Source organism: Thaumasiovibrio clandestinus, from assembly GCF_047250365.1.
Taxonomy (GTDB): Bacteria; Pseudomonadota; Gammaproteobacteria; order Enterobacterales; family Vibrionaceae; genus Thaumasiovibrio.
Genome location: NZ_JBLBVL010000007.1, coordinates 213,460 through 233,606 on the forward strand (window position 1 = coordinate 213,460; position 20,147 = coordinate 233,606).

The following is a 20,147-nucleotide window of genomic DNA, read 5'->3' on the forward strand; positions in this document are numbered from 1 at the left end:
GTGTGTAATTGATTACTTTGCTTGGTTGCTGCTACCAAATACGCGCATGATACGTGCTGCGTGGTTTTTGGTGGCTTCAATTGAACACAAGATAGTGTCGTGATAGTAAGCTTCTTCTTTGCTGTTTAGCATTTCTTGAACTTGCTTACCGATATCGTGAGACATGTTGGTGAAGTAGTTGATTTTACATACACCGCAAGCGATAGCATCACGATAGACACTGTCGTCAAGGCCAGAACCGCCATGCATAACAAGTGGTGTTGATACGGTGTTGTTGATTTCGCGTAGGCGATCGAAATCAAGTTTTGGTTCACCGTGGTATAGGCCGTGAGCGGTACCGAATGCAACAGCAAGGGCATCTAGGTCTGCTTGCTCGGCAAATGCTTTTGCTTCTTCTGGTTTAGTTAGCTGATCTTCAGTTTGTTCAGTGGCTGCCTGTACAACTTCTTCATCACCGGTTTCAGTATTGCCAACTTTACCAATTTCAGCTTCAACAGATGCGCCGTAATATTTAGCAAAACGGATAACTTCTTGCGTGTTTTTCAGGTTTTCTTCGAAAGATAGTGCAGAACCATCATACATTATTGAAGAGAAACCCAAGCGTAGTGCGCGAATACATGCCTCTACATCTTTACCGTGGTCAAGGTGCAGGACAACAGGAACAGATGCTTCTTTGGCCATTTTTACCATAATAGGAGCAAGTAGCTCTGGTGGTGTTAATCGAAATTGACCTTGGCCAAGATTAATAATAATTGGAGACTTTTCTTGCTCTGCCGCCGCAATTAATCCACGTAGGAGGTTAAAGTCAACAGCATTAAAACTACCAACCGCGTAATTATTTTCTTTTGCGTGTGCTAATACTTCTTTTAGGGTTACAAGAGCCATAGTTTTATTTCCTAGTTTTAATGCGATTTAATAAATTCAATTACTTGTTCGTATGATGGAATGCCTGCGCGACCACCCGGTTTTGTACATTTCAGTGCAGCAACAGCATTCGCGAACGTCACCGCTGTTTCGCCTGAATTACCTTTTGCAACAGCGAAGGCCAATGCGCCATGGAATACATCACCAGCACCTGTTGTATCGACAACATTAACGCTATAACCCGAAGCGTGTTTTAGCTCGTTGTTTTCAAGCCAGTAACAGCCTTCTTCGCCGCGTGTAACGTATACCGTTCCTTCAGTTTGCTGTTGTGCAACTTGGAGTGCTTTTGTTACATCAGTTTCGTTGGTCAGTTGGCATAAAGCTGGGTATGAAAAAGCGACATGTGCGCCCACTTTTAATAAGTTAACCATCGTTTCGCCGCCTAAGTCAGCATCGACTACCGATGGAATACCACGTGCTTTGGCCATGCTTAGCAGTTTTTCAGCGCCTTCACCCCATGTGCAGTCACAAAGCACACAATCCACATCGTCTAAGAGAGATTCTGTCATCCACTCAGCACTAGTTGGCAGGTGAGGGTCGCGGTGAACGGTGATTTGTCGCTCACCAGCCGTGTCGACATTAACGACCGCATTACTAGAGCTGCGGTTTTCGAAAACTTGCAATAGCGATGTGTCAACGCCCCAATCTTTCAGGTCTTCGGTAATTGTACGGCCTACATTGTCGTCGCCTAAACGGGCTAGCAATGATACATCAGACCCTAGCTTTGCAATCGCTACAGCAGCCGTTGCAGCAACACCACCACCAATTTCATGGTAGGACGTTGAAAAGTACTTTGTTGCTTCAGAAGGGATTTCAGCCACGTTAAAAATACGGTCCCACGTAGCATTCCCGATGCATAGAATTTTCAATTTAAACTCCTTCATAAATATTTTAAGGGAGCCAGAGAGGTGTTCAAACCAGAGGCTATATTGTCCTCTTAAAGCAATAACTTGATCAATACCTCATTATTCAAAAAGGTGACTTTCATCACTATAAATATGGAAAACCTATATAAATCAAAGGTTAATGTATTTTTACAAATGGGCATGGCTCACACTTTTCGAGTGACACAGATCACACTATATATAGTTGTGATCTAGATCTCTTAAATATCTTAAATAAATAGGTAATTTAAATAACAGCGGAAGCCAGAAAGAAAAGCCCAAAATAAAAAGGGCCTGTTCAAATTAGAAAATCAGTTAAATCGAATAACGTGAAAGGACTAACAATATTATGAAAAAGTCTCTACCTGTACTTGCAGCAGCATTTGCAATGGCAATGACATCTGCATCAGCGTTCGCTAAGTCAACGCACCTAACGATTGCAAACACGACTCAGGCAGATACGCCGATGTCACAAACAATGATTGCATTCCAAGAGCGTGCGCAAGAGTTGTCAGATGGTGCAATTACGGTTCAGACCAGTTTTGGTGGCGCTTTGGGTAACGACACACAGTTACTTCAGAAAGCTCAGATTGGTAGCCAAGTTCAAGCGGCACAAACATCAGGTGCAAACTTAGGTACGGTTGTTGATGCATTTAAAGCGTTTGATGTTCCATTCCTACTAAATGGTCCAGAGCAGAGTATTGAACTGCTGTATCAAGACGGCCGTCTATCAGGCGAAATCGCAGACCAGCTACAAGGCTTCCTAGGTGAGAAAAACCTACGTCTACTGTACGCAACACCATTTGAGTTCCGTGGAATTCTATCTAACGGCAAAAATGTGCGCACAGCTGACGATGTTAAGGGCATGAAATTCCGTGTAACGCCTAACCCAGTTGAGCGTGGCATTGTAGAGAGCTGGGGTGCTGCTGGTACAACAATGGGTATTTCAGAAGTATATACTTCTCTACAGACTGGTATCGTTGATGGCCTAGCGATTCCACCAGTTACTGCACAAGCATTTGCTTTGAATGAAGTAGCGAAAGTATTTAATAACCTGAACTTCCAAGCACACCCTACGTTCGTTGTTATTAACAAGCGTTACTGGGATCGTTTGTCTGCTGAGCAACAAGAAATCCTACAACAAGCAGCAGATGACGCTGTAATGCAAACAAAACAAGCACACTATGATGCGATTGAGTTAGCGTTTGCTGCGTTTGGTGAGAACGGTGCAGAAGTTATTCAACCAACAGCAGAAGAGTTAAACTCTTTCCGTCGTGCAGCCATCGAGGCGGCAGAGCCTTTGGCAACACGTGGTCTTAACAAGGATGAGCTAGCGTTCATCGAGCTGATTAAAACCGCAGCAGCGGAGTAAGTCCACAATAAAGTCATCTGTGCTTAGCACAGGTGACTTTTTGTCGAGGTAGTTATGCTATTGACCATTATTAAAAAAATTGACCAGCATTTTGAAGAGTTCTTTTGTTCAATTATGCTTGGTTATATTGCAATTTCATTAAATATCGAAGTATTAAATCGATATGTATTTATGTCACCTTCTGCATTTACAGATGAAATTGCCCGTATGTTAATGCTATTTATTGTCTTCCTTGGTGTGCCATGGGCCGTTAAACTAAACCGTCATATTATTATTGACTTGTGGCCTAAAGATTTATCGCCGAAAAAGACTTTGGTTTTAGACCTTATTTCTAACATTATTTTCTTGGTGTTTGCGGCTCTATTTACACATGCAGCGATAGAAGCAACTGGCTTCCACAAAATGTTGGGTTCAAAGACAGAAGCGCTTGGTTTTGAATACTGGATTCAATTATCGATGTTGCCTTTTGCATTTGGATTAACGTGCATTCGACTCGTCCAGAAGTTAATTTCCTGTGTCGCTGAGTACCGCTCTACGATTCACACTCCTTCGATGATACAAGAGGAAGGTTAAGCCATGACGGCATTTCAGGTTTTTTTATTGGTCTTTGGTTTTATATCAATGGTAATGGTTCGCGTTCCTGTCGCGATAGCCATTGGTCTAATCTTGATCATTTATAACAAAATTTTGGGGCTTGAAGTTTTTGAAATGGCGTTGGATACATTCCAATCGATTGATAGCTTCCCGCTTTTAGCCATTCCAATGTTTGTGTTGGCTGGTACGATTATGGCGACAGGGGGCGTTGCACAACGCATCCTTGATTTAGCCGATGAATTCTTTGGTCATTTATACGGTGGTCTAGCAATCGTAACCATTATGACCAGTGTGATTTTTGGAGGTTTGTCAGGGTCGGCACCAGCAACGGTTGCAGCGGTGGGTAGTATCACGATTCCTGCGATGTTAAAGCAAGGCTACAATGCAGGCTTCGCCGCGGGTGTGGCTGCGTGTTCTGGCGTTATTGCGATAATTATTCCGCCAAGTAACCCAATGATTATTTATTCATTGACCCAGTACGCCACGTCTGTATCAAATATGTTCTTAGCGGGTATTGTTCCAGGGCTATTGTTGGCATTGGGTATGGCTATTCCGGCTTGGTACATTTCTAAGCTGAATGGTTGGGGAGCGCACCGTGCAAAAGGCACACTCCAATCTCGTCTTGCTGCTTTTAAACATGCTCGTTGGGCCATTCTTACACCGGTTATTATTTTAGGTGGTATCTATTCAGGCATCTTCACGCCAACAGAATCTGCTGCTGTAGCATGTTTCTATTCGTACATTGTGGGTGTGTTCATCCATAAAGATCTGAAAATAAAAGATACGTTTAAAGTACTGTCTAATGCTGCGATGATCACTGTAGTGGCGATGTTCCTAATGACCTTTGCGACGGCATTTGGCAAGGTTCTAACATCTCAAGATGTGCCTGCCATTATTGCTGGCATGATGGCTGATAACGTTAGCACCATGATCATGACGCTACTGATGATTAACCTGTTCTTGTTATTCGTTGGTTGTTTCATGGATACTTTAGCCGCGATCATTATCTTAACACCATTGCTATACCCGCTACTGGCGCAGTTCGGTATGGGCGTGTATCAATTCGGTATTATGATGATCATTAACCTTGGTATTGGTTTTGTTACACCACCGTTCGGTGGCAACCTGTTTATTGCCAACCAGTTAAGTGATACCTCGGTACCAGAAGTATTCCGTGGTGCCATCCCATTAGTGTTGGGGATGATGGTTGCGTTATTGGCAATTACCTTCGTTCCATTTATCTCAACTATGTGGTTATAAGAATGAACCGAACTTACCCAATTATTGGTAAGCCTCGTCACTATGCTTGGGGAGGGGAGAGTTATATCCCCACTCTGATTGGCATCGAGAATCAGCAAAAGCAATGCTTTGCTGAATGGTGGCTAGGCACCCATCCAGATGAGCCGTCGATGATTGAAGTGGATGGTGAAATCCATTCGCTGTTGGATTGGTTGAGAGACCACCCCCAGATGCAGTCACCGGCAGAGCGACAAGGTGAGTATCCACTACCCTTTTTAATGAAGGTATTGGATGTGAATCAAATGCTGGCAATCCAAGTGCATCCAACTAAGTTGCAGGCGGAAGAAGGGTTTATACGCCAAGATCAATTGGGTATTTCACGTAATGCGCCAGAGCGTACTTACCGAGATCGTAATGACAAACCAGAAATGATGGTGGCTTTAACACCATCTTGGCTTGCGCATGGCTTTGCTATTAAAGCGAAGATCATTGAGCGATTCACGGCTTATGACAGTTTTGTTGACGCGTGTGATTTATTGCGACTTTTTGGAATCCGTACTGCTTTTGAGCATTTGATGGCGGCGCCGCAGAGCGAGATAGACGATATTATCGTCGAAGTGGTGACTAAGCACCGTGCGGCTTATCAAGCTAAGCAGCTTGATGAGTCACTCGCTGAATATTGGGTCTGCCAGTCAGTACTGGGTCATGATAGTGGGAACGATCGTGGTCTTGTTGCGTTAATGATGATGAATATTGTCCATGTTCCTGTAGGGCATGGCATTTATCAAGATGCGGGTATTCCACATGCGTATTTGTCGGGTCAAAACGTAGAATTAATGTCTAACTCAGATAATGTTGTTCGTATTGGCCCAACTAAATTGCATGTTGATCTTAATGAAGTTCATCGTCTTATTGATTACGCAGAAGTAACACCGAAAGTTTTGGTGCCTGAGTCCGAAGGCGATACGGTAGCCTGCCAAAACTATTTACATAATGGTAGTCATGATTTCGCTTTACGTCGTCTATCACTGAGCGATGATGTCAATGCGACTAGCTATAACCATCAACACTTAAGTATCGCATTGGTAATGTCTGGGTCGATACAGGTTAATGCAGATAATTATTCTAAAACATATACAAAAGGTGAGACATTCGTCATACCTGCAAAGCATCATTTGAAATTATACTCTGCGCAATGCACGGTATATATAGCAAGTTACGGAGCAATATAATGTTAACTATTAATACTGATTTCTTAAATAAAGCAGTTAAAGAGCACGAATTCACACAATTAGCTCCTTATGCCCAATTGGCGCATCAGCAGTTGATTTCTGGTGAAGGCGTAGGGAATGAGTTCCACGGTTGGGTTCGTCTACCAGAAACCATCGACCGTGAAGAAATGGAAGACATTAAGCAGCGTGCTGCGAGCATTCAAGAGAAGTTTGATGCGTTTGTTTGTATTGGTATTGGTGGCTCGTACTTGGGTCACAAAGCCATTATGGAAGCACTGCAGCCTGCGTTAAAAAAAGAGCAGAAAACAGAGATCTTGTTTACTGCGCATAATTTAAGTTCTCGTTACCTCGATGAAGTAATAAAGCATCTTGCAGATAAAGACTACTGCATTAACGTGATTGCAAAAGAGGGAATGGCACTGGAGACTGCCGTTACGTTCCGTATTCTACGTAATGAATTGGAGCGTCGCTTTGGCAAAGAAGGCGCCAAAGAACGTATCATTGTAACGACAGATAAATTCCGTGGCCCGTTAAAAGATATCGTGGCTGAGCAAGATTATCCAATGTATCACTTGCCTCATGAAGTTGGAGGACGATTCTCTGTCTTCACACCAGTAGGTTTGCTTCCATTAGCAGTAGCAGGCATTAATATCGATGCACTGATTGATGGCGCTAAAGAGATGATGACGGTTTGTGAATCGAACGACGCTGAGTCTAACCCTGCATTGAAGTACGCGATGACACGCAACATCATGACCCAAAAAGGGAAAGAGATTGAACTGTTTGTCTCTTACGAACCTTACATGGCGTATTTCTCCGAGTGGCTAAAACAGCTATTTGGTGAGAGTGATGGCAAAGATGGTAAAGGTTTGTTCCCTGCGAGTGCACTGTATTCGACAGATCTACACTCTTTAGGTCAATGGGTGCAAGAGGGACGTCGCAATATGTTTGAAACGGTATTATCAATTGGGCATAACCCAGTGGATGTACCAGTACCTGCGCTAGAAGAAGATTTAGATAACTTAGGTTTCCTTGTTGGCTCATCACTTAACCACATTCAGTCATCGATCAAGCAAGCGAGTATGGTTGCGCACTCTGAAGGTGGTGTTCCTAACCTTGAAATCACCATTGATAAGCTTGATGAGTATCATATGGGTGCAATTATGTACTTCTTTATGATGAGCGTTTCTGTTGGTGGCTATATGGCTGGCGTTAACCCATTTGACCAAAATGGCGTTGACCAATATAAAGCAGAAATGATGAAAATTCTTAAGAGTTAAATATTCCATATATGGAACATTTTATAAAAGGCCAGCTTAATGCTGGCCTTTTTTTATTTCTATTAGTTCGGGTATTACCCTCAATACTTTAATTTTAAATCCGAATTAATCACATGCTGTTATCGTTGCGTTAATTGTTTGTAGTTAATAATGAGTGGTGAAAAAAAATATATTTGGTCGATCACACATTAAATGCGTGCTTCTTTCGGTGTAATGCCAAATAAGGTATATTCTAAATATGAAATTCAACAACGCAGAAAATTATTCAGCACCTGCCTGTGCTAGAGGGTTTTGGTTATTACAGTGCCTAAGCACTGCTGATGAACCGTTATCACTAGAGCAGTTGTACCAGTTATCAGGGATTCCGAAAGCGACCATATCACGCTTACTCGAAACGTTGTCTCAATTGGAGATAATTTATCGTCACAGTGATAAACGTTATGAGTCATTGCTCCAATTAAACCCTGTTAATGGTACTGGCGCTTCATTTGAAGAGCGTATACGGGTTGAAATGACAGCCTTAAGCAAACAGCGTGGTTATGCGGTCGAATGGTATGAGCTGTCGGCAAAAGGATTGGTTTTACAAGCAACAGTCAGCCCTATTTTAGAAAGAAAAGTTTGGGCGAAAGAAGGATTTATTCGTAATTGGCAGGGCGAAATCGACGCGGTATACCGCGTTGGGTGTGCGTTTGCTGATGGAGATGTCATCGATAACGAGACGGCTTGGTACTACGGCGACCACGGCAACCGTATTATCGCTGATTGGAAAGTAGAATTAGAAAAAATTAATTCATTAAATGTTTCCAATGGTTTTGCTGATATTCATTTCAATGAGAATGGTGTTAGGCGCTCTGCAGTTGCAGTGCATGATAAAAGTTTATTTAAAGGTGTGCTGGCGATTGCAGAATGTTGGACACCTTCAATTAATTTGAGTGAGAACAATCAGCTTCAATATTTACAAAATATAAGAATGAAGTTTGAATAACAATTCGTAAGGAATACTAATGCGCGTACTTTACCTCGATCTTGATACCCTACGTCCAGACCACCTAGGTTGTTATGGTTATCAGCGAAATACTTCGCCAAATATTGATAAAATTGCCGCTCAGGGTGTACGTTTTAATAATTATTATGCATCTGATGCGCCATGTGCTCCGTCACGAACGGCGATGATGACAGGCATGCAAGGCATTCATAATGGTGCAGTGAGTCATGGTGGTACGGCGGGTGATATCCGTTCACAAGGACGCTCTCGTAAGTTTAAGAGTTACATCGAGCATAACGCATTAACTAAGCTGTTCCGCGAAAATGATATGCGCACTGTCTTGGTTAGCCCATTTCCAGAAAGACACTCACTGTTTCATTATTATGCTGGTTTTACTGAAATGTATAACACCAAAAATTCAGGGCATGAATCAGCAGAAGAGGTAACACCAACGGTACTGGATTGGATTGAGCGCAATGGCGAAGAAGATAATTGGTATCTGCATGTCAATTATTGGGATGCACATACCCCTTATCGTGCACCAGAAGAGTTTGGTAACCCATTTAAAGATGATCCATTACCGCAATGGATGACAGAAGAAAAGATGGCGGAGTATTGGAAAAAAGCGGGCCCGCACTCTGCACAAGATTTCAATATGTGGGATAACTTAACCTTTGATAAGTACCCACGCCAGCCAGGCGAAATCAAAGGGCTGGACGGCTTCCGTCGTATGATTGATGGTTATGATTGCGGTATTCGTTACATGGATCAGCATCTAGGCCAAGTGTTTGCGGCTTTGGAAGCAAAAGGCGTAATGGACGATTTGATTATCGTTATTAGCTCTGACCATGGTGAGAACTTAGGGGAGCTAGGCCTCTTTGGTGAGCATGCAACGGCAGATAATATTACCTGTAATATCCCATTCATTGTTCGTTGGCCGGGTATGCAAAGCGGTATCGAGAATAATGCACTGCACTATAACATTGACTGGGCCCCAACACTGGCTGAATTAATGAATAAGGAACGTCGTCCGTTATGGACTGGCAAGAGCTTTGCATCTGCTATTACTGATGGACAGGAAGAGGGGCATGAGTCGCTTGTACTTAGTCAGTGTGCCCATGTCTGTCAGCGTAGCGTTCGTCATGGTGATTATATTTATATCCGTACTTATCATGACGGTCTGCACCAGTTCCCTGAAGAATTGCTATTTAATGTGAAGAATGACCCACATCAGCAGTATGATTTGACACAAGAGCTGCCAGATGTGGTTAAAGACATGGCATACCGCTATTTAAAATGGCATGACCAGATGATGATGACACAACCATTTGGAAATACAGAAGATCCATTACGTGTTGTCATGCAAGAAGGAGGTCCTCACCATTCAAAATGTGAGGATATACATGCCTATTTTGAGCGCTTGGAAAAAACTGGGCGCGGTGATCAAATTGAAATAATTAAGAATCGCCATCCAGAAATTATTTAAGAAGTAATAATTAAAAGTGCTGGTAGATGCCAGCACTAAATAACAACAATAATCAGTGTCAGTATGTTGAATAATATTTGACTGTTAAACAATACGTGAATTAATGGAGTGAATGATGACTGTTGCTAATGCCGCAGCGGATCCTGCTGTGCCGGATTCAGAAAAGAAACAAAGCAAGTTTCTTGCTACACTATCTAAAAAAGAACTGTTTGCTTATGGTATGGGCGGAGTGGGTTCTAACTTAATGTTCCATTTCATTGGAACGTTCTTAATGTTTTTCTTAACTGACTTATATGGTATTTCACCATTAACGGTTGGTAAGATTTTCCTTGTTACGCGTATTATTGATGCCTTTACAGACCCATTGTTTGGCATGATTTCAGACGCAACAAGAACTAAGATGGGCCGTTATCGTCCTTATCTTATTTTTGGTGCTCCTGTACTGGGATTAACGATTGCAGGTCTATTCTGGGCGCCGGAGTTGTCGGCAACGTCGAAAGTGATCTTTGCATATATCGCCTATATAACCTATTCGCTAGCACAAACTGTTATTAACGTACCATACCACGCGTTAACGCCAGTAATGACAACCAACTATCATGAGCGCACGACCGTTGTTGCGATGAAGCAAGGTTTAGGTATTTTGGCGACGTTTGTTGCCACCGCGCTACCATTGATGATGGTTGACTGGTTTGGTGGTGGTCTAGCAGGTTGGCGTGTGACGGGTATTATTTTTGGTGCCTTGGTGACAGTGAACTTCTGGATCTGTGCTTATGGTGCACGTAAGCGCGACACGCTAGAGAACGCAAACCTAGTAGAAGTGCAACGTATAACGCCTAAGCAAGTGGTTTCAACGGTTAAAAACAATAAACCATTGGTTGCACTCGTTACAGCGCACGCCACCAATATCTTTGGTTTTGCGATGGAGACGTCGATTGCGATCTATTTCTTCAAATATTACATGATGAATGAAGCGTTATTCCCGATGCTAAAAGGGGTTGGTAGCTTTATTCCATTCATTATGGTGGCTTCACTGCCGTTACTAGGACGTATCTTCTCGAAGAAAGGCATGTTCCTTGGTGGCAGCTGGGCTGGCTTGCTGATTTGTGTCTTCTGTTATTTCACCGCTGATTTCTTGCCAGTTTGGGTAATGTTTAGTCTATTGGTCGCTTCGATGGCATGTAATGTTTTCGCGGGTAACCTGACTTGGGTGCTGATCCCAGACTGTGTTGAATACGGTGAATATAAAACAGGCAGCAACGCTAACGCACTAACAACCGCTATTATGACCTTTGTGGCGAAATGCAGTAGTGCAATGGCGGGTATGTTAACGGGTTATGCTTTGGCATCCGTGAATTACACGCCGAATGAAATTCAGCCCGATGATGTGCTTAACACCATTTTGGTGCTTAAGTTCCTAACCGTAGCTTTTGCTCATGGTTGTTCAATTATTGCCATGCGCTGGTACTACATTACACCAGAGTTCTTTGACAAGATTACTCAAGAGTTAAAAGCTCGCCGCGCTGCTAAAGCAAGCGCATAACCTGCTTTACTTTGCCACCGTGAAGACGGTGGCAAAGCGTTTTATGATTAAGGATACCGAATGTTATTACCTGATTACCAAAACCCAGATCTGCCCATTGTTGCACGCGTTGATGATCTGCTGTCAAAGATGACACTGGCCGAGAAAATCGGTCAATTGTGTCAATCTCCAATGCGCGACTACGACAATCGAAAAGATGAGCACGATGCTGCAATCAGGCAGGGACGTTTTGGCTCTCGTATTCTTGCTGATACTGCTTGGGCGGGAAATGCGCCTGGCGAAACCGTTAGTCCAGTTCAGTTGAATGAGATTCAGCGCGTTGCGGTAGAAGAGAGTCGTTTAGGTATTCCATTAATTATTGCTAGAGATGTAATTTACGGTCAACGGACGGTGTTACCAATTCCTTTAGCTCAAGCCGCGTCATGGAACCCGGACTTAGTTGAAGAAGCCTATCGTTATATTGCGACAGAAGCAGCCTCTCTTGGTATACACTGGACCTTTGCACCAATGCTCGACATTGTTCGTGACCCACGATGGGGACGTGTGATTGAAAGCAGCGGTGAAGACCCTTATTTGGCGAGTCAGTTTGCCGGTGCTGTTGTGCGTGGCTTTCAAGGCGATGATATGAGCCAACCGGATTCTTTACTGGCCTGCGCTAAGCACTTTATTGGTTATGGTGCAGCTGAAGGTGGACGCGATTACGATACGACAGAGATCACCGATAACACCCTATACAATGTTTATCTTCCACCTTTTAAAGCTGCTGTTGATGCCGGCGTTGCGACATTAATGTCGGGCTTTAATGATTTGGGGGGGACACCCGTTACTGGCAGCAAAGCGTTGATTCAAGGCTGGCTCAAAACAGAGCAGGGCTTTGATGGTATGGTCGTCAGTGATTGGGGATCGATTTCAGATTTGGCCTATTTTGGTGTGGCGGCTGATTCTGCTGATGCCGCAGCTCAAGGCCTCGATGCTGGCGTTGATATGGCGATGACCTTTGAGGTTTACGATGACAACCTGGCTAATTTATTGAATGAAGATCGTATCAGTGAAGAGCGATTAAATGACGCAGTGCGCCGTGTTCTGACCGCTAAATTTAAGGCTGGTCTGTTTGAACGCCCATATGTTGATGAAGAGTGGCATAAGCGCGTTCTTCGTGATCCGAAACATGTTGCCAAGGCCACAGAGCTTGCCGAGCAGTGCGTGGTGCTATTGAAAAATAACCAGTCGTGCCTACCATTGCCGAAACAAGGTCTAAAGGTGGCTGTATTGGGCCCTCACGCTCATTCGCAACGCCAGCATCTTGGCTCATGGTGTTTAGACGGAAAAGCGAAAGATGTAACTAGCATTTATGACGGCATTGTTGCAGCGGCGCCGGAGCTTGATGTGATTACCGAATCAGCCGCTTTTGCTGATGAAATGGTTGAACAGGCGCACCGGGCAGATGTTGTCATCTTGTGTGTAGGTGAAAGCCATCGCCGTACTGGTGAAGCTAGAAATGTCGCGGAGTTGGCGCTACCTGCAGGACAAGAGCAGTTGATTGCAGCGCTGGGACAGACGGGTAAACCGTTAATTGTTGTTCAGTGTACGGGTCGACCACTGCCTTCGCCAGCGATTGAGCAGTATGCCGATGCGCTCGTGTATGCATGGCAATCAGGTACGGAAACAGGCACTGCAGTGGCACGTGTATTGTTAGGCGATGTGTCACCAAGTGGACGCTTACCTATGTCAGTGCCACGTAGTACTGGGCAAGTGCCTATCTACTATGGTCGCAAGTTGATTGGTAAGATGCGCGCCTACCAAGAATATATGCCATATAAAGACCAAGCGGCGACTCCCCTTTATCCGTTCGGTTATGGCTTAACTTACAGTACGTTTAACTACTCAGATATTACATTGAGTTCGACCCTGCTAGGGCAGCAAGAGACACAGGTCGCCTCAGTGACAGTGACGAATAGTGGTAATGTCACAGCGACGGAAGTCGTGCAGTGCTATCTTCGTCACTGTGTCGCACAGACCTCTCGTCCTGAACGAGAACTAAAAGACTTTGCACGAATTACCTTAGCCCCAGGTGAATCTCAGCAGGTTGATTTTGCGCTAACACCAGAAAAGCGCACATATTTTGGTAATGCGAAACAACTGCTTGCAGGGCGTGGAGACATGCTGGTTTACATTGGTGAAGACGCGACGACGTCACGTCAAGCATCATTCACTGTCGAATAATACCAACTAGCCTCGCCAGTTTTACGCTTGGCGAGGCCAGTTAGTTGATTGAGGGTTTTACGTAGAACTACTGTCCGGAGATAGCAGACTCCATCTCATCAGCAGTGTTATTTAGCTCTTCTTCGCCCGCATCTAGGGTGTCAGAGGCCTCTTGTGCAGATGCATCCATGTCAGCTTTGGTGCCATCTAACGCATCGGTGAGCGATGTGGTCGCACTATCAATTGTATCCGATACGCTATCTAACGCATTACTGGTTGTTTCTTTTGCTGAATCAACGAACTCCCCGGTTGCGTTTACTGCCCCTTCTACTGTTTCGCTGAGAGTGTCAGAGACACTAGTGGCAGTATCGTTGACTTCATCCATCATGTCAGCACTGGTTTCAGAGACTGGTTCTTGCTCGATGACAGTGGGCTCTTCTCCCTGAATGCCTTCGGCCGATTTTTCACTGCTATCGCAGGCAGTCAGCGCGGCTGCCAACATGCTGATTAGGATTAGGTTGCTCTTCATCATCTTCTCCTGTAATAAATCCTCGCGCTGAAAGTGTAGACGCTAATCAGACTTTTATATGATTGATCGTTTCAGTGTGCTCGAAAATGCGACAGATTTCAGCACGCTCTATCGTGGTAGGAACTGTTCGTTATGTGACTGGTAACGTTTACATATCGAGCGGTGATGGTATGTTGTTAGTGGTGTATTTGTTTAGTCGTATTTCGATATGAAGGAGTCGCCGTGACTACGCTTGTAGATGTAGATAAATCGGAACAGCCAATCGCCGCTGATGGTCGTCCGGTTAATGGGTTTAGATTGGAAAATAGCAAAGGAACCAGTGCCCGCTTTATGGATATTGGTGCGACCTGGTTAAGTTGGAAGGTGGTGGTCGATGGTAACGAGCGTGAGGTTCTGCTGGGTAACGCCAACTTTAAAGACTATCAAACACAGACGGCATATCTTGGTGCGACCGTTGGTCGCTATGCAAATCGTATTGCGAATGGGCGCTTTTCTATTGATGGAATCGAGTATCACATCGGTCAAAATGATGGGGCAAATGCACTGCACGGTGGGTGTGATGGCTTTGATAAACGACGTTGGCATTTAGAGTCTTTGACTAAAAGCCGGCTGAGTTTCTCTTTGCATAGTGATCATGGTGATCAGGGTTTTCCGGGACAACTCTCGGTAAATTTAACCATTACCTTGGATGAGGACGATGCGCTGCATTTGCAATATTGTGCTGTAGTTGATCAACCATGTCCGGTTAACTTAACTAATCACGCGTATTTTGACCTAGCGGGCCAGGATGGAAAGCAAGGCTGTTTAGATCACTGGCTAACAATTTATGCAGATCAGTATCTTCCTGTTGGTGCCGATGGGATCCCTTTTACTGGTTTACGTGATGTAGAAGGCACATACTTTGATTTTCGTCAGCCAAAGCGCATTGGAGAGCATATCGCCCTCAATGATGAGCTTACGGAATTAGGCGGGTATGATCACAGCTATTATCTCGCGCCGCGCAATGAAAATCTGGTTGCTGAAGTTGTTTCGCCGGACAGTAAATTGACCATGCGTGTTTTTTCAGACAAACCTGCGATGCAGTTCTATTCTGGCAATCATTTAAAGGGCTGCCCTAATCGGTGCGGTGGGAAGTACGGTACTTATAGCGGCTTTGCACTAGAAACGCAGTTTCTGCCAGACTCGCCCAATCACCTTGAATGGCCGCAAGAGGGAGTGATTCTAATGCCGGGTCAAGTCTACCAATATACAACCACTTACCAACTGATTGTGAGTGAATAGCTCGACGTTAAATTTATACTGAGATAAAGACAGGTAACGCAATACGACTGCGTTGCCTGACTGATATTATTGTTATGTACCCTTGCCACTGACGGCAACGGATTGACGACGAACCAATGTGGGGCTATATAGGTGCGTGTCTACGCTGGTATTACTTGAACCTGCGTGATGAAGAGATAATTGTGCTGCTTTTTTTGCCATCATCTGGATAGGGTAACGGATCGTAGTGAGCTTTGGATGAAGGTATTTGGCAATCAATCCATCATCAAAACCAATCAATGACATAGTTTCTGGCACAACGTACTGATTTTCCTCTAATACTGCTAAGGCTCCAGCTGCCATATAGTCGTTATATGCGGCAACGGCGGTGAGCGGAAGACCCTTAGAGAGAAGGTTAGTCATCGCAGCTTCACCTCCTTGCTCGTCCGGTGTACCGGTTTCAATGTAACTGTCTGATACAGGCAGTTTGTAAGCACGCAAAGCATCTTTATATCCTGCTAACCGCTGCGTGGTGTCTTCGATATCTTGATTGGAACTAAGGAAGCCAATATGCTGATGACCGTGCTTAATCAGGTATTCAGTCGCGAGATAGGCTCCTTTATGATTATCGAGCGCAATACACCTGTCGGCAATTTCAGGGATAAATCGATTGATAAAGACCATGCCGGGGACTTCTTTTGAAAACGCTACCAACTCCTCGTTACTCAGAGCCTTTGAATGGATAACCAGTGACTCGCAGCGATTGTTGATGAGCAGCTCAATGACCTCACGTTCTGTTTTTTCGTCATGATATCCATTGCCAATCAGTAGGTGTTTACTGTTTTCACGTGCCACACCATCAATGGCTTTTACCATCGAGCCAAAGAAGGGATCCGACACGTCGGAAACTAACACGCCCATGGTATTTGTCGATTGGCTAACTAATGCTCTGGCATTAGCATTAGGGCGATAGCCTAGCTTTTTCATGGCGGTTTTCACAGAGGCCACGGCCGCTTGGCTCGCTTTGGGAGAGTTATTGATGACACGGGATACGGTCGCGACGGATACGTTAGCTTCGCGAGCGACATCTTTAATCGTGGCCATGGTGTTCCTTGCTAGCTATTAATTGACTTCATTTGACCCGATGCCGAGAACGTTGGCAACGATGAGCGTGACAATTTCGTGTCACATCTCATTTAACCATAAAAGTGCTAATGGAAGTAGTGTAAACGATCTCATTTTAAGCAAAGAAAGCCAACCTAACAACGTTAGCTTGGCTTCAAGAGTTCATTAAAATGAGTGGTAGGAATGAAGGCGCTTTAACGCTGCATTCTGGTAACTCAGTTATTTAATAAAATTAGATTTTGCCTTCAGTCAGGATAAGATGGGTGATATCACCAAATAGACCCGGTTGAGTGACATCAAGCTTTAAACGTTCGCCTGAAGCTTGAATATCTTTCACATTGTAGGTCATGACATTGAAGCTATCGTTCCACGTGTAGCGTAATACAGCATCACCGGTAGTAATATTCTGAGTTACCATCCATTCAGTACCATAACCCGTCATTTGACCGTTGATTGGACGGTTTGGTGCGTCATGTGGCACTTTATAAATAACAGATTCTAGTTTTAGTAGTCCGTTTGCAACGCTGCTTGGCTCTTTTAGATGGTTATAGAAATACGAGTTGCTGATAAAACGATCTTGAGAGTGCAGGTTACCATTGGTTTTTAGATCAACTTCAGAGTCTTGCTCTTCAATTGGTCCCCAGTCTTGTGAAGATTCAGCTAAGTTTGCAAGGTGTACTTGGTACTCTGGTGAGTTGGTTAAGATATTGTGCTCAGGACCATGCCATATCTTTAACTCTTTTTCTTGCCATTGGATGATTGCAGCATCACCCGTTGTATCTTGCAAACTAAAATGAACAGTCATTGTTGTCGGCATACCAGGAATTTCATCTGTCATCATGTCCATGTTTTCCATGGCATTGATAGCATCGGCAACCGTTGCATATTGTGATAGCAAGTGTTGCATCAATTTAGCATGACCTAGAGATTCACTCGACTGGATATCTTTAATATCCATTTCATTGAAAAACAGAACATTACCTGACAGGCCAGCTTCGTTTACACCTTCACCAACCAGCGCACCGTAGCTGGTAATCGCCGTTACAGCATATTTGGCTTGTTCAACTAAAGCATCTGCACGAAGTGAGCGCGTATACTCGAAGCCTTTAGGGAAGTTTTCTAGTGCGGCGTGAGAGCTTTCTATCCAGTCAAACGTACGTGATACAAAGACCCCTTTCTCGGTATCCCATGAAATTCGAGAGCAAGCGTGAGAATCTGCCACTACGCCACCGAAAAGTACTGCAAAAGCAGTTGCAGAAAGTAATTTTTTCTTAAACATTTTATTATGTACCTATTGTAGGGATTCGGGACGGATTATAGATTAGCTTCTTCAGCGTGTAATATCAGTTCCATTGGGAAACGCCCAACACCTTATCATTCTCAATGAAATTCATGCGATGTATACTGATAGAATAGAAAATAGATGAGCAAGTAGTTTGAGTTTACTTATGAAAGATAATCCTCAATTTAGTCTTGAGCAGTTAATCGCATTTGATGCTTTGGCTGTCCATGGTAGTTATAGCAAAGCTGCGAAATCATTAAAGAAAGACCGCTCAACAATACATCAGCACATTCAAAATCTAGAAATAGATCTCGATGTTTCATTGTTTTCGCGAGGCCCTCATGGGTCTGAGCTCACTGAGAATGGCACACAAATATTAGCGCTTGCCAAGCACATTCTTTTTTCTGCTCAACATTTGCAATTTTTCAGTACAAGTTTAAATAAAGATGAAGTAGGACAATTTAACGTTTATTACGATAGTTCAATACCGATAGTTATTTTAATGAAAGCACATCGGATGATGAAAAATAAATATCCGCATGTTCAAATTAATTGGTTTCATAGAGAATTAGAAGAAGTGCATCGCTCTGTTGTCACCGATGAAGCGAGCTTTGGAATAACCTTGATGGCAGGAAAAGGAACGATACCCTCTAAAGGACTCGACTTTATTAATTTGGGTTTTTTTAAGATGGCTATTTATGCAGGTAAAGAAACTAAACTTGGAAAAATGAAAAGCTGTACACTCGCAGATTTAAAGCATGAAACAGAGTATATCTTAGAAAGTTATTTGGCAATTCAAATGTTTAAAGTGATTGGTCTCTCTACAGATAGATGTGTTATTAGTAACCAAGATATGTTGTTATCGCATGTAGAGAACGATGGTTGGGCGATGTTACCTGAGTATGTTATAGCATCATCACCTATCGGCGATAGATTTGAAGAGGTGAAGCCTAATTTTTTCAACAATGATATTCAGTGGAGCTACATTATGCTTGGTTCTAATATGTCAGTAGGGTTAAGGGGAGAGTTAGCAAATTGCATTAAGGCTGCATTTTTAGCCCCTGAACCATCTTTTTTACATGGCAAGTTAACCTCAGATATAGCATCGTGAGCAGATACAAAAAGGCGAGGTAGTAGATACAATATCTCGCCTTTTTTATGATAGGTTTTAGTTAAAACGGTTTGAAAGCAAATCCAGTGACTTCAGTACAGCCCATCTCTTTACCTAAAGCGGTCATTGGGTGAACAATCACTAGCCCTTTTACTTTCTTTTTAAGCTGACCAATATCAGCTTGCTCTTGCTTGGTCACAGCACGGTGAAAAGGCATGGCTGTGATTTTTTGTGCTTGGGTACTAAGTTCCTGTACGTGCTTTTTCTTGTTGGCCGTGATTTGTTGAGTGAGATTGGCGATCTCTTTTTTTAGCTGCGATAGCTTCTCTGCATCACGCGCTGCTTCAGCAATAGCGAGTTGACGGCGAGATTTATCTAGGCGGTTGTTCAGTTGCTGCAGCTCTTGATTTAGTTTCATGGGATACCTTCTATATCTGTTGGCTGCGAGTATAGCAGCAGATCAGTAGCACGGGTATCCCATTGTGGTGGTAGAAATTGGTGAGGTTCGATCTGGGTTAGAAATAGATCGCTGCACCCAAAGAGGTGACCCCTATATCATTTTTATCAAATTCAAACTTTTCATGCTCTAAACGCAGACCAAACGCGCCTAATTGCATCGCAACCCCAGCGCCAAATAGCACATCTGCGCCCTCGCTTTTCTCAATGGTACGACGGGAAGAGATACGCATGTCCCATTGATGAACACCCAACTTACCGAATACTGACAAGTTATTGCCAAGAGGAATGTGCATAATACTGGTTACCCCAGATGTTTTGGTTCGCGCCGCTTGATGACGCGCATCGTGCAAGGTGCCAAAATCGTAATGAAAGCCTTCGACTGCAAAATTATCTCCAAGCCTAACGCCGGCAAAGTATTTGTTTCCCCAATCTTTCTCAGAAATGGCGTGGATGGTGGAATGGCTGTGTTGTGTTGCGTCTAATTGATAGTATCCGCGTGCGTAACCGATGTAGGTTTGATTGCCGGCGGTATAGGGCGAGTATGCCGTAGCGCTAGCAGAAAAGAGTAACAACCCTGCCAGAATGGATTTTGTGTTCATGATGCCTCTTACGTGGAGCGGTGTATTTCATTATCTGCGTG

18 protein-coding genes are annotated in these 20,147 nt (G+C 43.8%); 11 read left to right on the forward strand and 7 right to left on the reverse strand.

Annotated features, from left to right (window positions below):
- Nucleotides 1-12 precede the first annotated feature (12 nt).
- Nucleotides 13-885, reverse strand: coding sequence for a class II fructose-bisphosphate aldolase (locus tag ACKLNH_RS12260; protein WP_413112540.1), 873 nt, complete (start codon nt 883-885; stop codon nt 13-15).
- Nucleotides 886-902: 17 nt separating this feature from the next.
- Nucleotides 903-1,793, reverse strand: coding sequence for a PfkB family carbohydrate kinase (locus ACKLNH_RS12265; protein WP_413112541.1), 891 nt, complete (start codon nt 1,791-1,793; stop codon nt 903-905).
- Between the two features lie 364 nt (nt 1,794-2,157).
- On the opposite strand from ACKLNH_RS12265, the gene ACKLNH_RS12270 reads away from it, so the two are divergent.
- The 9 genes from ACKLNH_RS12270 to ACKLNH_RS12310 all read left to right on the forward strand — a co-directional run bounded on the left by ACKLNH_RS12270 (nt 2,158) and on the right by ACKLNH_RS12310 (nt 13,762).
- On the forward strand, nt 2,158-3,180 hold the full coding sequence (locus tag ACKLNH_RS12270) for a TRAP transporter substrate-binding protein (RefSeq protein ID WP_413112542.1): 1,023 nt from the start codon (nt 2,158-2,160) through the stop codon (nt 3,178-3,180).
- A 54-nt stretch (nt 3,181-3,234) separates the two neighbouring features.
- Entirely contained in the window at nt 3,235-3,753 is a 519-nt protein-coding gene (locus tag ACKLNH_RS12275) for a TRAP transporter small permease (RefSeq protein WP_413112543.1), read from the forward strand.
- 3 nt (nt 3,754-3,756) lie between these two features.
- Nucleotides 3,757-5,034, forward strand: a complete 1,278-nt coding sequence (locus ACKLNH_RS12280; protein ID WP_413112544.1) for a TRAP transporter large permease — start codon at nt 3,757-3,759, stop codon at nt 5,032-5,034.
- Nucleotides 5,035-5,036: 2 nt separating this feature from the next.
- The gene (gene manA / locus ACKLNH_RS12285) at nt 5,037-6,245 is read left to right on the forward strand and encodes a mannose-6-phosphate isomerase, class I (protein ID WP_413112545.1); all 1,209 of its coding nucleotides are present in this window, start codon (nt 5,037-5,039) and stop codon (nt 6,243-6,245) included.
- Nucleotides 6,245-7,525 (forward strand): glucose-6-phosphate isomerase, encoded by a 1,281-nt coding sequence (locus tag ACKLNH_RS12290; protein ID WP_413112546.1) that lies wholly within the window; start codon nt 6,245-6,247, stop codon nt 7,523-7,525. Before manA ends, ACKLNH_RS12290 begins: the two co-directional genes overlap by 1 nt.
- 238 nt (nt 7,526-7,763) lie before the next feature.
- A complete protein-coding gene (locus ACKLNH_RS12295) occupies nt 7,764-8,510 on the forward strand; it encodes a helix-turn-helix domain-containing protein (RefSeq protein WP_413112547.1) in 747 nt (248 codons plus the stop codon).
- A 19-nt stretch (nt 8,511-8,529) separates the two neighbouring features.
- Nucleotides 8,530-9,996: a sulfatase family protein gene (locus tag ACKLNH_RS12300; RefSeq protein ID WP_413112548.1), complete on the forward strand. Its 1,467-nt coding sequence runs from the start codon at nt 8,530-8,532 to the stop codon at nt 9,994-9,996.
- Nucleotides 9,997-10,108: 112 nt separating this feature from the next.
- On the forward strand, nt 10,109-11,539 hold the full coding sequence (locus ACKLNH_RS12305) for an MFS transporter (protein WP_413112549.1): 1,431 nt from the start codon (nt 10,109-10,111) through the stop codon (nt 11,537-11,539).
- Between the two features lie 60 nt (nt 11,540-11,599).
- On the forward strand, nt 11,600-13,762 hold the full coding sequence (locus tag ACKLNH_RS12310) for a glycoside hydrolase family 3 N-terminal domain-containing protein (RefSeq protein WP_413112550.1): 2,163 nt from the start codon (nt 11,600-11,602) through the stop codon (nt 13,760-13,762).
- Between the two features lie 67 nt (nt 13,763-13,829).
- Here ACKLNH_RS12310 and ACKLNH_RS12315 read toward each other — a convergent pair whose 3' ends face one another.
- Nucleotides 13,830-14,273 carry a hypothetical protein gene (locus ACKLNH_RS12315; RefSeq protein ID WP_413112551.1) on the reverse strand — a complete coding sequence of 148 codons (444 nt, stop codon included), beginning with the start codon at nt 14,271-14,273 and terminating at the stop codon, nt 13,830-13,832.
- A gap of 219 nt (nt 14,274-14,492) precedes the next feature.
- On the opposite strand from ACKLNH_RS12315, the gene galM reads away from it, so the two are divergent.
- On the forward strand, nt 14,493-15,551 hold the full coding sequence (gene galM, locus ACKLNH_RS12320) for a galactose-1-epimerase (RefSeq protein ID WP_413112552.1): 1,059 nt from the start codon (nt 14,493-14,495) through the stop codon (nt 15,549-15,551).
- 72 nt (nt 15,552-15,623) lie between these two features.
- Here the strand turns inward: galM and ACKLNH_RS12325 are convergent, their stop codons facing one another.
- Complete coding sequence (locus ACKLNH_RS12325; protein WP_413112553.1) at nt 15,624-16,634, reverse strand: substrate-binding domain-containing protein; 1,011 nt, start codon at nt 16,632-16,634, stop codon at nt 15,624-15,626.
- Between the two features lie 253 nt (nt 16,635-16,887).
- Nucleotides 16,888-17,934 (reverse strand): linear amide C-N hydrolase, encoded by a 1,047-nt coding sequence (locus tag ACKLNH_RS12330; RefSeq protein WP_413112554.1) that lies wholly within the window; start codon nt 17,932-17,934, stop codon nt 16,888-16,890.
- A gap of 169 nt (nt 17,935-18,103) precedes the next feature.
- Between ACKLNH_RS12330 and ACKLNH_RS12335 the strand changes: the two genes are divergently transcribed.
- Nucleotides 18,104-19,048: a LysR family transcriptional regulator gene (locus ACKLNH_RS12335; protein ID WP_413112555.1), complete on the forward strand. Its 945-nt coding sequence runs from the start codon at nt 18,104-18,106 to the stop codon at nt 19,046-19,048.
- Between the two features lie 61 nt (nt 19,049-19,109).
- Here the strand turns inward: ACKLNH_RS12335 and ACKLNH_RS12340 are convergent, their stop codons facing one another.
- A complete protein-coding gene (locus tag ACKLNH_RS12340) occupies nt 19,110-19,466 on the reverse strand; it encodes a YibL family ribosome-associated protein (RefSeq protein WP_413112556.1) in 357 nt (118 codons plus the stop codon).
- Nucleotides 19,467-19,563: 97 nt separating this feature from the next.
- A complete protein-coding gene (locus ACKLNH_RS12345) occupies nt 19,564-20,106 on the reverse strand; it encodes an outer membrane beta-barrel protein (RefSeq protein WP_413112557.1) in 543 nt (180 codons plus the stop codon).
- Between the last annotated feature and the right edge of the window lie 41 nt (nt 20,107-20,147).